Below are 13,413 nucleotides of genomic sequence, written 5' to 3'. Positions count from 1 at the left end.
TCATCATGGCCCGCACCAACCGCATCGATCCCTCGGTCTTCGACCGCCTCCCCCTCAAGCGCGATGCCGCCGCAGTGCGGGCGCGGGTAGAGGGGCTGGAAAAGCTGATGGAGCGGATCGTCGTCATTCCGGGCATCAACCGTCCGGTCGGACTGGACGCGATGCTGGGCCTGCTGCCGGTTGGCGGCAGCTTCGTCGGCGCGGCGTTCGGCGCCTATATGATGTGGGAAGCGCGCAACCTGAACATGTCGCGCGCCACGCTGGCGCGGATGGCGGGCAATGTCGGCGTCGATTGGGCGCTGGGCCTGATCCCTGGTATCGGCATCGTGCCCGATTTCTTCTTTCGTTCGAACACCCGCAACCTGCGGCTGATCCGTCGCCATCTGGACAAGCATTATCCAGGCACCGTGACGCTGAACGGATAAGCCTCTGCCACGAGCCATGCCCAACTGTATTGCATGACCACAACACCGGTGTCATGCTCATGCAATACAGGAGGGAAGGCCATGTATAGCGAATCCGACCTTGATGCAGCGGTGACGGCGGGCGCGATCAGCCCTGCTGCGGCTGCGGCGTTGCGCGCGCATGTGGCCGCGCAGCGCCGCTCGCCGGCTGTCGATGAAGAACATTTCCGGCTGCTGACGGGCTTTAACGACATCTTTGTCGCCGTTGCGCTGGCGCTGCTGCTCGCCGCAATCGGTCCGATCGGCGCGGCGATCACCCCCGCAATGGCAGGCGTCGGCGTCGCGGGCGCAGCGTGGCTGCTTGCCGAATACTTCACCCGCCGCCGCCGGATGGCGTTGCCCAGCATCCTGTTGCTTATCGCGTTCGTGGGCGGCGTGGTGGCCGCCCCGTTCGCCGCGCTGGCGTCGATCGATCCGGATTACGGCGACCGCGTGAATGCCGCGATCGTTGCCGGTATCGCCCTGATGGGCGTGGCGGCGGCGTGGGTGCATTGGCGGCGCTTCATGGTACCGATCACCGTGGCGGCGGGCGCACTGGCGCTGACCGGTGCGGTCGTTGCCGTCTTCTTCATCATCTGGCCCGAAACGCGCGATGCCACCCTGCCGGTCGTACTGGCTGCAGGGCTGGCGACGTTCGCCCTGGCCATGCGTTGGGACATGTCGGATCGAACGCGCACGACGCGGGCAAGCGACGTGGCCTTCTGGCTGCACCTTGCGGCCGCACCGTTGATCGCGCACCCGGTCTTTCGCTTGCTCGGCGTATTCGACGGGCCGGTGGGGCCGGGAATCGCCGCCATCGTCCTTGCGCTCTACATGGCCTTTGCCGTCATCGCACTGGCGGTCGACCGGCGCGCGTTGCTTGTGTCGAGCCTCAGCTATGTGCTGTTCGCGCTTTACCAGCTGTTCAAGGGCGCTGGCGCGGTCGAGCTGGGTACTGCGTTTACCGGCCTGATCATCGGATCGGCGCTGCTGACGCTTTCGGCCTTCTGGCAGCCGATGCGGCGACGGGTGGTGGAATCGCTGGGCAACGGCATCGCCCTGCGCCTGCCGCCGGTGACCGCCTGATCAATCGACCAGTTTCATCAGCCGGCGTTCGAGGGGGGCCAGAACGCCGGCCAGTTCGTGGCCGCGTTTCAGCACCGCGCCCGATTCGTTGACCAGCGCCCACATGCCCTGTCGCTGTCGCAGCGCCGGGCGCTTCTCGATCCGCACTTCGGGACGCTCTGCGGCGCGTCGGAACGCGGCGAAGATCGCCGCCTCCCGGCCCAATTCGATCGCATAGTCGCGCCAATGACCCGCCGCGACCATCCGGCCATAAAGATCCAGGATGCGCGTCAGCTCAAGCCGCTCGAAACCGATCTGCGATTCGCGCCGGGTGGACAGGGGAACGACATCGCCGGTCACGCGCGGTTACGCCGCTCCGCTTCCTCGGCCAGCAGGCTGTCGAGCTGTTTGCGAATCGCCTCGATCTCACATCGCAGCGCCTCGACCTTTTGGGCGGCGGGGTCGGACAATTCGCTGCACGGCGTGCCATAGGGCACGAACCGCTTCTGATAGGTTTCGGCCTCCACCAGCGTCGATTTGGCGGGGATGCCGACCATGGTCGCGCCTTCGGGCACATCCTTGGTCACGACCGCATTGGCGCCGACGCGCGCCCGCGGGCCGATGGTGATCGGCCCCAGCACCTGCGCGCCCGAACCGATGATCGAGCCGTCCAGCAGGGTCGGATGCCGTTTGCCCGCGACGCCATTGTCCGGGCTGGTCCCGCCCAGCGTCACGCACTGGTAAATCGTCACGTCATTGCCGATCACGGCGGTTTCGCCGATCACGGTAAAGCCATGGTCGATGAAGAAATTGCGGCCAATGGTCGCGCCGGGATGGATGTCGATCGCCGTCATCCAGCGTGACCAGTGATTCACCGCACGCGCGGCAAAAAACCAGCCGCGCCGAAACAGCGCGTTGGCGATTCGATGATAGCCAAGCGCCCAAACCCCCGGATAAAGGAGGATTTCGGCGCGGGATCGCGGCGCTGGATCGCGCGCGCGAATGGAATCGAGATAGGCGTTGAGCGCCTTGAGCATGGCGTGTCCCCTGGCACGAAGCCGGTAATCTAGGGCGCAGACACAGCTATTCCAAGGATGGCCACCATCCGCGCTATCGTCGTTCAAACGCGAACTGTCTTGTCGATCGCGCCCCCGTCGGTAATTCCTATCGTACCACTATTGTAAGGACGGCGATGTTCCAGGGGATCGAACTGGCGGAAATGCTGCCTTATGTCGCGGTCGGCCTGCTGGCGCAGATTGTCGACGGCGCGTTGGGCATGGCATTTGGCGTCATTTCCAGCACCCTGCTGGTCAGCGTAATCGGCGTGCCCCCTGCGACCGCGTCTGCCGGCGTGCATTTGGTCGAATGCTTTACGACCGGCGTCTCGGGCATCAGTCACGCGATCCATCGAAACATCAACTGGCGTTTGTTCATGCGGCTGCTGGTCCCCGGCGTGATCGGCGGCGTAACCGGCGCCTATCTGCTGACATCGCTGGATGCATCGGTCACGCGACCGTTTGTCATGGCGTACCTGGCTTCGATCGGGCTTTATCTGTTGTGGCGTGGCTGGCGGCATCCGCCGAAGCGCCACCACGAACCCCGCATTGTCGAACCATTGGGCCTGATCGGCGGCTTTCTCGATTCGGCGGGCGGGGGCGGGTGGGGACCGGTCGTGACGTCGAACCTGTTGATACAGGGCGCGACGCCGCGAACGACGATCGGGACCGTCAATTCGGTCGAGTTCTTTCTGACCGTGACGATCTCAGCGACGTTCCTGTTCAGCATCGGCTCCAACGGCTTTGGTCCCGAATTCTGGCATCCGGTCCTGGGCCTGCTGATCGGCGGTGTGGCGGCAGCGCCATTCGGAGCGATGATGGCAAAGCGCATCCCGACCCGGTGGCTGCTGATCATGGTCGGGACCGTGTTGAGCGCGACCAGCCTGTTCAGCATTTACAAGGCGCTGACCTGATCCGACCGGCACCCGGCCCATCGGGACCAGGTGCCGTGCGAGCATCACAGCGTGGCGTGAACGGTTGCCAGCGCCTTCATCACCGAAGCGATGCGGACCGAATCCTGGATGTTGGATGCCGACATCTCGGCCTTTTTCAGCACCCGCTCATGCGCGTCGATGCACATGCCGCAGCCGTTCATGGCGCTGACCGCCAGGCTGAACAGCTCGAAATCGACCTTGTCGATGCCCGGCGCGCCGATGACGTTCATGCGCAGCTTGGCCGGCATGGTGCGATATTCCTCGTTCCCGGCGAGGTGCGTGAAGCGGTAATAGACGTTGTTCATCGCCATGACCGCTGCCGCCGCGCGCGCCGCCGTTGCGGCTTCAGCCGACAGCTTGGGCGTGCATTCGGCCTCAGCCGCTTCGACCAGCGGCTTGTATCCGGTGCCGTGGGCGCAGGCGAGGATGGTGCCGAACTTGCGCTGATCGTTCAGCCCGGCTTCGTTCAGCAGCGAGCCGACGTTCAGGCGGATGTCCTTTGCATAGTCGGGCAGCGACTGGGCGAAATCCTTGAGTGACATGGAAAACTCCTAAATCCTGGGAAACGGGCACGAAAAAGGGCGCGCGGGTTGCCCACGCGCCCTTCCTCGGTTCGATAAATCAGGCCGCGACCTGGAGGACGTCGTCGCCCTTGTTCCAGTTGCACGGGCACAGTTCGTCGGTTTGCAGCGCGTCGAGCACGCGCAGCGTTTCGGCCGGGTTACGGCCGACGTTCAGGCCGTTGACCTGAACCGCCTGGATGACATTGTCGGGGTCGATGATGAACGTGGCGCGATATGCGACATGCTCATTCTTGTCGACGATGCCCAGCGCGTCGGCCAGCACGCGGCCATTGTCCGCGATCCAGGGGAAATCGGCCTTGGCCAGATCCGGGTCCGACTTGCGCCACGCGAGGTGGACGTGCGCGGTGTCGGTCGACGCGCCGATCAGGACGGCGTCGCGATCTTCAAAATCGCCCTTCAGCTCGCTGTAGCCGACGATTTCGGTCGGGCAGACAAAGGTGAAGTCCTTGGGCCAGTAGAACAGGACCTTCCACTTGCCAGGGAACGCATCGTGGCTGAGCGTTTCGCCTGCGGGCAGGGCGTCGGTGCCCTGCTGGACGGGAACGGTGAATTCGGGGAGCTTGTCGCCGACGGTCAGCATATATGCCTCCTGTTAAATGAATAAGGGCGCATGATGCGTCGCAGCACCGTTGCGTTGCACTGCACATAAGCATTGCCCCCTGTCTGTTCCAACCGATGATTCCGCGCCTATTGATCGACGCAGCCGATCAACGCACATATTGGGCATGACCACATACCTGCCCACGCTAAAGCAGCTTCAATATCTGGTCGCCCTTCGCGAAGCGGGGCATTTCGGGCGCGCGGCAGAGGCGTGTTTCGTCACGCAATCCACACTTTCCGCGGGTATCCGGGAGCTTGAGACGCTGATCGGCGTGACACTGGTCGAACGCACCCGCCGCGTTGTTCGCTTCACCCCGTTGGGTGAACGCATCGCCGACAAGGCGCGACAGGTGCTGCGCGAAGCCGATGAGTTGGGCGAACTGGCCCGCGCGGCGGGTCGTCCGCTGACCGGGGAGATGCGGATGAGCGTCATCCCGACGATCGCGCCTTTCCTGTTGCCGCGAATCCTGCCGCAATTGCGAAAGGAATATCCCGAGCTGAAACTCTATCTGCGCGAGGAGCCGACCGGCCCCGCGTGCGAGGCGCTTCACAACGGGCGCACCGATTGCGTGCTGCTGGCGCTGCCCTATGCCTGTGGCGACGTCGAGATCGAGCCGTTGTTCGAAGACCGGCTGTTCGTCGCCTTTCCCGACGGCGACACGCTGCCCGGCAGCGGCCCGGTCATGGCGGAAGATATCGACGAGACGCGGCTGTTGCTGCTGGAGGACGGCCATTGCCTGCGCGACCATGCGCTGGCGGTGTGCGCCAGCCCCGAATTGCGCGGGCAGGCGGCCATGCTGGGCACGTCGCTGCATACCATCGTGCAGATGGTCGAAAACGGGCTGGGCGTGACGATGCTGCCCGAAATGGCGATCGGCGCGGGCATCCTGCGCGGCACGCATATCGACGTGCGCCCGATCGACGCCGCGCGCGCGGCACGGCGCATCGCGCTGGTCTGGCGGCGGGCCTCCCCGCGGGAGCGCGACTTCCGCCTGCTGGCCGAAGTATTGCGCGTTGCGGCCAGCGCGGTTGAGCCCCCGGCCCAAGGGCGGTAGGAACCGGGGGAGCGCTGGGGCGTAATTCCTTTTGCGCGTCGTGTCGCTCCCCCCTCCCCCGCCGCGACGCGCACCCCGGTTTTCCTGTTCTGCGTATTCATATGTCCTGTAAGTTTTGATTGGAGAAGCTGATGCTCAATCTGTCCATCCTCGCACTGGCTGGTCTCGCCGCCACTTCGAGCCTGGCGATCGCTCAGACCACCCCTGCGCCCGCGACGCAGCCCGGCACGACCGCGACGACCCCGCAGTCGACCACTGCCACCCCCAGCGGCACCGCGCCTGGCGTTTCGCCCGGCACGACCCGCGCAGCGCCCGGCACCACCGACACGCCCGGCACTTCAGGCACCACTGGCACGGCAGGCACCACTGGCACCCCCAGCACTGCGGCCGATCCCGCTGGCCAGACCATCACGGACGCCACGACGAACAACCCCAAGCTGTCGACGCTGGCCACCGCCGTGAAGGCCGCCGACCTTGGCGCCACGCTGTCCGGCCCTGGCCCGTTCACCGTCTTCGCGCCTGAAAACGAGGCGTTTACGCGCCTTGCCCCCGGCACGCTCGACACGCTGCTGAAGCCCGAAAACAAGCCGACCCTGACCAAGGTGCTGACCTATCATGTCGTGCCGGGCAAGGTTTCGCTGGAACAGCTGCGTGAGCAGATCAAGGCCGGCGGCGGCAAGGCCACGCTGACGACGGTTGAGGGCAGCCCGCTGACCATCGCCGAAGAAGGCGCCGCGATCGCCCTGAGCGATGTCAGCGGCAATAAGAGCTATCTGGCCCAGCCCGATGTCGAGGCATCGAACGGCGTCGTTCATGTCGTGAACGGCGTGGTCGTACCCCAGCTGGCCCCGGCTGCGGCCTCTGCCGGATCGTAATCGCTCGCGTCACTGCGGAGCGAAGGGGCGTCGCACATCGCGGCGCCCCTTTTTTCATGAATGGGCGTCAGGCCCAGTCGGCCGCCCTGCGCTGGTCTGCCTCCCGCGCATCTACCCACCGCTCGCCGTCGTCGGTGGCCTCGCGCTTCCAGAACGGAGCGTCGGTTTTGAGCCGGTCGATGCAATAGGCACAGGCAGCCAGCGCATCGGCCCGATGCGCGGCGGCAGCGGCGACGAACACGATGCGGTCGCCCGGCACCATCGGGCCGACGCGGTGGCGGATCGTCACCGCCATCAACGACCAGCGCCGCGCCGCTTCCTCGCCAATCGCGACCAGCGCCGCTTCGGTCATGCCGGGATAATGTTCCAGCGCCAGCGCACGAACGCCATCATCGGCGCGCACCCGCCCGATGAAGCTGGCAATCCCGCCCGCCCCTGCCACTTCCACCGATTCGGTCGCGGCGGCGATGTCGATCGGTTCGGGCGAAACCGCGACGTCGATCATCCGCCCGTCACCGGGGGAAATATCGCGATTTCGCGCGCGCCGGCAATTAGGGCGTCGCCCTCCACAAATTGCTGATCGACCGCAAAGCGCAGACGCGCCCGGTCGGCCAGTGCGGCGGCGGCGATGTCGCTGCGCGCTGCCAGCCATTCGACCAGCTGGCCCATGGTCGCCACCTCGGCGGGCGGCGCTACCCGCTCGGCCCCGGTGCCCATCGCTTCGCGCACCCAGGCGAAATACAGGATGTCGATCGCCATTCAGCTGTCCATATGTTTCAGGCCGACGCGCAGATAATCCCAGCCCGTCACCATCGTCAGCACCGCCGCGCCCCACAGCGCGATCAGGCCCACCTGATGCACGAATGCCCATTCGGGCAGCGCGCCGCCCAGGATCAGCGCACCCAGCGCCACCAGTTGCAGGGTGGTCTTCCATTTGGCCAGCCGCGACACCGGCATCGACACGCGCAGCCCGCCCAGAAACTCCCTGAGGCCGGACACCATGATTTCCCGCAACAGGATGATGATCGCCGCGATCAGATGAACGCCCGCAATGTCGCGTGTGCCGACCAGCATCATGACGACCGCCGCCACCATGATCTTGTCCGCAATCGGGTCCAGAAACACGCCCAGCTTTGACACCGTCCCCTGCGAACGGGCCAGATAGCCGTCAAGGTAATCGGTGAAACCGACAATGCAGTAGAGGACGAACGCCAGCGCATAGCCCCCCTGCCATTGCGGCCACCACAACAGGCCGACGAGCAGCGGCACGGCGAAGATGCGCGATAGCGTCAGGATGTTGGGCAGCGTCAGCATTGCCGCACCCCTAACATCGCCCATCGTCCGGCGCCACGCTTGAGCGCCTTCGTTCGAGCCGCTACAGGTCCGGCTCGTCGCTTGCGTTCCCAACAAGGCCCGTTTTCCGCATGATCAACGCGCTCGGTTTGCTCAAGGAGCGCCGCTTTCTGCCCCTGTTCGTCACGCAGTTCCTGGGTGCGTTCAACGACAATCTGTTCAAGACCGCGATGGTGCTGTTCGCCACTTATCAGGTGTTCAACGACCCGGCGGTCGAATCCAATTTCAACGCGCTGGCGACCGGCCTGTCGCTGATCCCCTTTTTCCTGTTGTCGGCGCTGTCGGGGCAATTGGCCGACAGTTACGACAAGGCGCGGATCATCCGGCTGGTGAAGCTGGCCGAGATCTTCATCATGATGTTCGGCGCATCGGGCCTGCTGATCGCCAAGCACGGCCATACCACCCCCGGCGTCATCATGATGCTGGCATCGGTATTGATGCTGGGCGTCCATTCCACCTTTTTCGGGCCGATCAAATACGCCATTCTGCCCCAGCATCTTGAGGACGATCAGGTGCTAGGCGGCACCGGACTGGTAGAGGCGGGCACGTATCTGTCCATTCTGCTGGGCACGGTCATTGCCGGGTGGATCAGTGTCGAAGCGGCGGCCGGGCTGGTCATCGCGGTCGCGTGCCTGGGCCTGCTGGCCGGGCGACAGGTGCCGCCGGCGCCGCGCATGGGGCCGATGCTGGACATCAACTGGAACCCCTTTACCGCGTCATGGCATCTGATTCGCCAGACGATGCACATCCGTCGGCTGTTCCTGGCGATTTGCGCGATCAGCTTTTTCTGGACCATCGGCGCGGTGCTGATCGTCGTGTTTCCGCCGCTGGCCAAGAATGTGCTGACTGCCGATGAACGCGTCGCCAGCCTGATGATCGCGATCTTTTCGATCGGCGTCGCCATCGGTTCGGTCATCATCAATTCGATGCTGAAGTCGGAGATTTCGGCGAAATACTCGCCCGCGTCGGTCATCGGCATGGCGGTGTGCGTCGTCGCCTTCTCGATCGAGGCGCGGTTCTGGATTCCGGCTGAGAGCGGCGCGCTTTACGGAATCTGGGATTTCGTCAGCCATCCGCAGTCGCTGATCGTGCTGGGTACGTTGATGGCGATTGCCATTACCGGCGGCATGTTCGTCGTGCCGCTCTATGCGTTCCTGACGACGACCGTGACCAAGGATCAGACCGCGCGCACCGTGGCGGCCAACAATGTCGTCAACGCGGGCGCGATGACCGTCGGCGCGATTGCCGTCATCGCGATCACCGCGATGGGCGTCGGCCCCGCCGACATGCTGCTGCTGGTCGCGGCGATGTGTCTGGTTGCGGCATGGATCGCCCAGGCGCTGCACCGCGCCTGCGACTGAGGCGCGATCAGGCGATCAGCGTGTAGAAGCAGACGAAGAACGCCGAAAAGCTGAGCAGGAACAGCTTTACGTCGCTTTCCTCCTCACGCTTGCGGTTGGCGGCGCGATCGGCGCGCGTCAGGCGAAGCTGGCGGCGCAGCGGATGGCTCGAAAGGGTCAGCTCGTCTCGCATGGCGTATCGTTAACGCCTTGTTTACGAATTGGCCCAACCCGGATTTTCCCCGCGCGTCCCATGATGGGACGCGCGGGGCCATCAACTCACTCCCACCAATAAGGCATGCGGCGGGCGTCGCCCGTCTCGACCTCGTTCATGGTGCGCGCGTCGTACAGGCGACCGCCCAGCATCACGCGGGCGATCTTGTCCGAATTGCGGATGTCGGTGCTGGGATCGGCATCCAGCACCACCAGATCGGCCAGCTTGCCCGCCTCCAGACTACCGATGTCGCGGGCCATGCCCAGCGACTTCGCCGCTTCGATCGTGCCTGCGCCCAGTGCCTCGACCGGTGTCATCCCGCCGCGCACGAACGACCACAGCTCCCAATGTGAGCCGATACCCGCCTGCTGCCCGTGCGCGCCGATCGACACCAGCCGCCCGGCCTTGGCGATGCGATGCGCCTCGCGCGCGTTGTCGTCGTCGACGAAATTGCTCTCCGGCGCCTTGGTCACGCGCGCGGTGGCGGCGAGCAGCTCGTCACGCGGCGTGTGGACCATCAGCGGATTTTCCCAGACATTCGTCGCCTGCCGCCAATAAGGGTCGCCCGCCAGACCGCCATAGCTGACCACCAGGGTCGGCGTGTAATTGGTGTCCGACTGACCGAACATCTGGATCACGTCAGTGTAGAACTTCTCCAGCGGGATGTTGTGCTCCAGCGTGGAATTGCCGTCGGCGATCAGGTTCATGTCCATGCCGAACAGCGAACCGCCCTCGGCCACGACCTGCATCCCCTCTGCCCGCGCGGCGGCCACGACCATCTGGCGCTGTTCGCGGCGCGGCTGGTTGTAGTTCTTCACCGAATTGGCGCCCTGCGCCTTCAGGCGGCGGACATGGTCCAGCGCGTCCTGATAGCTGTCGATCCGCGCATAGACGTCCGCCGCGCGCGCGCCATAGATGATCTCCCCGGTCGAAAAGATGCGCGGGCCGGTCAAAAGCCCCGCACGCTGCATTTCGGACGCGACGAAAATCTCACTGGCCGACGATGACGGATCGTGGATCGTCGTTGTGCCGAGCGCCAGATTTTGCAGCAGCGACCAGTTTTGCTGCGGCACGACTTCATCGTCGCCCTGCGGCCCGTGCGCGTGCGCGTCGACCAGTCCGGGGATGATCGTCTTGCCCGCCACGTCGATCACCTTGGCGCCCGTGGGCACCTGAGTCGTCGCGCGGGGGCCGACAGCGACGATGCGGTCGCCGCGAATGACGATCACGCCATCGTCGACAATGCCGCCATCGGCCGACGCCATGGTGACGATCCGCGCGCCGGTCAGCGCGACGGTGGGAGTGGGGACATCGGCCTCCATCGGCATCGACAGGTCGAGACCGGTGGTGGGCGCCGCGAACTTCGGCGCATCCTCACCCACCGGCGCGTTGGGGAACAGCCGCGCACGTTCGGCAGTGAACAGCGTCGGCCCCATCGACCAGTGGATACGATCCCCATTGGTCGACCAGTTGACGTAAGTGGCGCCGTTGCCGCTGACGCGCACAGCGGGCAGCGCCTTCATGTCGGGCGCCACTTCCAGGCTCTGGTTGCCGGGCACCAGGGGCACGACGAACGCTTCGTAATTCTGGATGAAGGCCGCCGCCCGGCCATCGGGCGCGACGGCGAAATTGGTGGCCAGTTCGCCCACGAAATGCGTCTGCTTTGCACCGCCCGACAGGTCGGTCGACAACAGCACCTGCTTGCCGTCGTCCTCACCGACCATGAACAGGCGGTCGTTCGATCCGCCAAATTGCGGCTGGGCCATGCCCTTTGCCACCAGAACCGGCGCGCCGCCCGTCGCGGGCACGCGATAGACGCCGGGGTCGCTGGCATAAGCCGGCAGCGTCACGCTGCGATTGCCCTTGGCCTCGAACACGATGGTCTTGCCATCGGGCGAAAAGCGCGGGCGCGCATAATGGCCCGCGCGGCTGGTAATCGCCTTGGCCGGGCCGCCGCTGGCCGCAACGCTCATCAACCGGCCCGCGCCCGCATCGGTCCAGTCGATATAGGCGATGGTGCGGCCATCGGGCGACCATGTTGGGAACAGCTCCCGCCCCTCGCCCCCGCGCGTCAGGCGGCGTGCCGCGCCCCCGGCGGCAGGCTTGACGTACAGCTTGCCCAGCGTTTCGAACACGACCTGCCGCCCGTCGGGCGACACGCTGGCGAAGCGCGGCATCTTGGTGGCGAAGTCCGTCTGCCCGACCGCGATCTGCGGGTGCGGGGCCATGGCGACGGCGCGCGTGTCACGCACGCGAAACGGAATCTCCCGCGCCTGCCCGCTTTCGACATTCACCCGGTTCAGCTTGCCGCCCGCCCAGAACACGATCTCGCGGTCGCCGGGCATCCATGCCATGTTGGGATACACGCCGGTCACGGCCCAGGTTTCCTGAACGTCCTGATCCAGCGCGTCATACACCTTGCGCTCGACCCCAGTTTCGAGGTCGCGGACATATAGCTTGGACCGCGTGGCTTCACGCCGGACAAAGGCGATCTTCTTTCCGTCGCGCGACGGCTGGGGGCGGACCGATCCGCCATTGCCCGACACGGCGGTCGTCACTTCGCCGCTCGCCAGATCGACCTTTTCGATGTGGAACAGGTCGGTGTTCGAATCCTGTGCATATTCGAAGATCGGGCCCGGCGTGACGTTGCGCGTGAAATAAACCGACTTGCCATCGGGCGCGAACACCGGCTCGCCCAGTTCCTTTTGATGGCGTTCGTCGGGGCGCTTGACCAGCTTGACGCCCGCGCCGCCCGACACGTGATACATCCACACCTCACCCGTGCCGAGCGAGCGGCCGGTAGTGAAATGCTTTTTCGCGACGATGAACTGGCCATCGGGCGACCAGCTGGGCTGGTTGAGAAGGCGGAAATCCTCCTTGGTCACCTGCCGCTTGTCGCTGCCATCGGCGTTCATGATCCAGATATTGTCGCCGCCGCCCCGGTCGGAGGTAAAGGCGATGCGCCGGCCATCGGGCGAAAAGCGCGGCTGGACTTCCCATGCCAGCCCCTCGGCGATGCGCGTCGGCGTGCCGCCCGCGATCGGCATGGTGTAAATGTCGCCGAGCAGGGTGAAGGCGATGGTCTGCCCGTCGGGGCTGACATCGACATCCATCCAGCTGCCCTCATCGGTGTCGATCGTCGCCTGTCGCAGCTGCGCGCCCGGCGGGGCGCTGATATCCCACTTCGCGGCCTTGTCGGTCGGCGTGGCGGCAGCGGCAGGCGCCTGTGCCGTGGCGGTGGCGCTTTGCGGCTGGGGGAGCTGGTCGGCGCTGCGTTCCGGGCGGCGTGCTTCGTTCTCCGGTGCTTCGGTCGCCTCGACGGGCGGCTGTTGCGGCGGCGTCTGGGCATGGGCGACACCCAGCGCAAGCGACAGGGTGATGAGCGATACGGCGGTGCGTGGCATGGATAGGCTCCCCGACAGGATCGTTATTTGGTGACGTGCGTAACGGTCACCGATTCGAAGGGCAATGGATGCAAGCCGACGATCCCCATAATCTCAATCGCTTCGTCATGGCGCAGGCGGGCACCTGGCCCGCCGCGCTGGCGGAGCTGCGCGCCGGGCAAAAGCGCAGCCACTGGATGTGGTTCGTCTTCCCACAAATCGCCGGGCTGGGGCACAGCGCCATGGCCCGCACCTATGCCATCGCGTCGTTGGAAGAGGCGCGCGCCTATCTGGCGCACCCGCTGCTGGGTGCGCGATACCGCGAAGGCGTCGCCGCGCTGATGACACACGCTGGTCGGTCGGCGGCGGCGATCATGGGCGATGTCGATGCGATGAAGCTGCGCTCATCCCTGACCCTGTTCGCGGCAGCGGGTGAGGAAAGCGCGGACGCGGCACTGACGCGGTTTTTTGACGGTCCCGATCCGGCCACGCTGGACCGGATCGGCTAAGG

General features: G+C 65.4%; 16 protein-coding genes. 7 read left to right on the top strand and 9 right to left on the bottom strand.

The annotated features are described in order from the left end of the window. Positions 1-5 precede the first annotated feature (5 nt). Positions 6-425, top strand: a complete 420-nt coding sequence (locus tag ACAX61_RS12030) for a DUF4112 domain-containing protein (protein WP_370715079.1) — start codon at positions 6-8, stop codon at positions 423-425. A gap of 81 nt (positions 426-506) precedes the next feature. After that, positions 507-1,529, top strand: a complete 1,023-nt coding sequence (locus ACAX61_RS12025; RefSeq protein ID WP_370715078.1) for a phosphatidylglycerol lysyltransferase domain-containing protein — start codon at positions 507-509, stop codon at positions 1,527-1,529. On the opposite strand, the gene ACAX61_RS12020 is transcribed toward ACAX61_RS12025, so the two are convergent. Both ACAX61_RS12020 and epsC read right to left on the bottom strand, forming a co-directional pair. Beyond that, the gene (locus tag ACAX61_RS12020) at positions 1,530-1,868 is read right to left on the bottom strand and encodes a DUF2794 domain-containing protein (protein WP_370715077.1); all 339 of its coding nucleotides are present in this window, start codon (positions 1,866-1,868) and stop codon (positions 1,530-1,532) included. It abuts the gene before it with no gap. After that, positions 1,865-2,545 carry a serine O-acetyltransferase EpsC gene (gene epsC, locus ACAX61_RS12015; protein ID WP_370715076.1) on the bottom strand — a complete coding sequence of 227 codons (681 nt, stop codon included), beginning with the start codon at positions 2,543-2,545 and terminating at the stop codon, positions 1,865-1,867. Before epsC ends, ACAX61_RS12020 begins: the two co-directional genes overlap by 4 nt. Positions 2,546-2,700: 155 nt before the next feature. Here epsC and ACAX61_RS12010 point away from each other — a divergent pair, with 155 nt between their 5' ends. Continuing rightward, complete coding sequence (locus ACAX61_RS12010) at positions 2,701-3,477, top strand: sulfite exporter TauE/SafE family protein (RefSeq protein ID WP_370715075.1); 777 nt, start codon at positions 2,701-2,703, stop codon at positions 3,475-3,477. Between the two features lie 44 nt (positions 3,478-3,521). Here ACAX61_RS12010 and ahpD read toward each other — a convergent pair whose 3' ends face one another. Beyond that, entirely contained in the window at positions 3,522-4,040 is a 519-nt protein-coding gene (gene ahpD, locus ACAX61_RS12005; RefSeq protein WP_370715074.1) for an alkylhydroperoxidase, AhpD family, read from the bottom strand. Between the two features lie 79 nt (positions 4,041-4,119). Beyond that, positions 4,120-4,662 carry a peroxiredoxin gene (locus ACAX61_RS12000; protein WP_370715073.1) on the bottom strand — a complete coding sequence of 181 codons (543 nt, stop codon included), beginning with the start codon at positions 4,660-4,662 and terminating at the stop codon, positions 4,120-4,122. 145 nt (positions 4,663-4,807) lie between these two features. Between ACAX61_RS12000 and ACAX61_RS11995 the strand changes: the two genes are divergently transcribed. Both ACAX61_RS11995 and ACAX61_RS11990 read left to right on the top strand, forming a co-directional pair. Further along, a complete protein-coding gene (locus ACAX61_RS11995) occupies positions 4,808-5,737 on the top strand; it encodes a hydrogen peroxide-inducible genes activator (RefSeq protein WP_370715072.1) in 930 nt (309 codons plus the stop codon). Positions 5,738-5,868: 131 nt separating this feature from the next. Beyond that, complete coding sequence (locus ACAX61_RS11990) at positions 5,869-6,612, top strand: fasciclin domain-containing protein (RefSeq protein WP_370715071.1); 744 nt, start codon at positions 5,869-5,871, stop codon at positions 6,610-6,612. 67 nt (positions 6,613-6,679) lie between these two features. On the opposite strand, the gene ACAX61_RS11985 is transcribed toward ACAX61_RS11990, so the two are convergent. The 3 genes from ACAX61_RS11985 to pgsA are packed head-to-tail and all read right to left on the bottom strand — an operon-like array spanning position 6,680 to position 7,926. Then, the gene (locus ACAX61_RS11985) at positions 6,680-7,117 is read right to left on the bottom strand and encodes a molybdenum cofactor biosynthesis protein MoaE (RefSeq protein ID WP_370715070.1); all 438 of its coding nucleotides are present in this window, start codon (positions 7,115-7,117) and stop codon (positions 6,680-6,682) included. Then, a complete protein-coding gene (gene moaD, locus ACAX61_RS11980) occupies positions 7,114-7,371 on the bottom strand; it encodes a molybdopterin converting factor subunit 1 (RefSeq protein ID WP_370715069.1) in 258 nt (85 codons plus the stop codon). The genes ACAX61_RS11985 and moaD overlap by 4 nt, the downstream gene beginning before the upstream one ends. After that, on the bottom strand, positions 7,372-7,926 hold the full coding sequence (pgsA, locus tag ACAX61_RS11975; RefSeq protein WP_370715369.1) for a CDP-diacylglycerol--glycerol-3-phosphate 3-phosphatidyltransferase: 555 nt from the start codon (positions 7,924-7,926) through the stop codon (positions 7,372-7,374). 110 nt (positions 7,927-8,036) lie between these two features. Between pgsA and ACAX61_RS11970 the strand changes: the two genes are divergently transcribed. Continuing rightward, a complete protein-coding gene (locus tag ACAX61_RS11970; RefSeq protein ID WP_370715068.1) occupies positions 8,037-9,326 on the top strand; it encodes an MFS transporter in 1,290 nt (429 codons plus the stop codon). Positions 9,327-9,333: 7 nt separating this feature from the next. On the opposite strand, the gene ACAX61_RS11965 is transcribed toward ACAX61_RS11970, so the two are convergent. Together ACAX61_RS11965 and ACAX61_RS11960 are read right to left on the bottom strand one after the other, a co-directional pair. After that, positions 9,334-9,498, bottom strand: a complete 165-nt coding sequence (locus ACAX61_RS11965) for a hypothetical protein (RefSeq protein ID WP_370715067.1) — start codon at positions 9,496-9,498, stop codon at positions 9,334-9,336. Positions 9,499-9,584: 86 nt separating this feature from the next. Then, complete coding sequence (locus ACAX61_RS11960) at positions 9,585-12,923, bottom strand: amidohydrolase family protein (RefSeq protein ID WP_370715066.1); 3,339 nt, start codon at positions 12,921-12,923, stop codon at positions 9,585-9,587. A 68-nt stretch (positions 12,924-12,991) separates the two neighbouring features. Between ACAX61_RS11960 and ACAX61_RS11955 the strand changes: the two genes are divergently transcribed. Further along, positions 12,992-13,411, top strand: a complete 420-nt coding sequence (locus ACAX61_RS11955) for a DUF1810 domain-containing protein (protein ID WP_370715065.1) — start codon at positions 12,992-12,994, stop codon at positions 13,409-13,411. The last annotated feature ends 2 nt before the right edge of the window (positions 13,412-13,413 follow it).

It is taken from the genome of Sphingomonas sp. IW22, assembly GCF_041321155.1.
Classification (GTDB): domain Bacteria; phylum Pseudomonadota; class Alphaproteobacteria; order Sphingomonadales; family Sphingomonadaceae; genus Sphingomonas.
The sequence above is the reverse complement of the archived record's forward strand: the minus strand, read 5'-3'. Positions and strand labels throughout refer to the sequence as shown.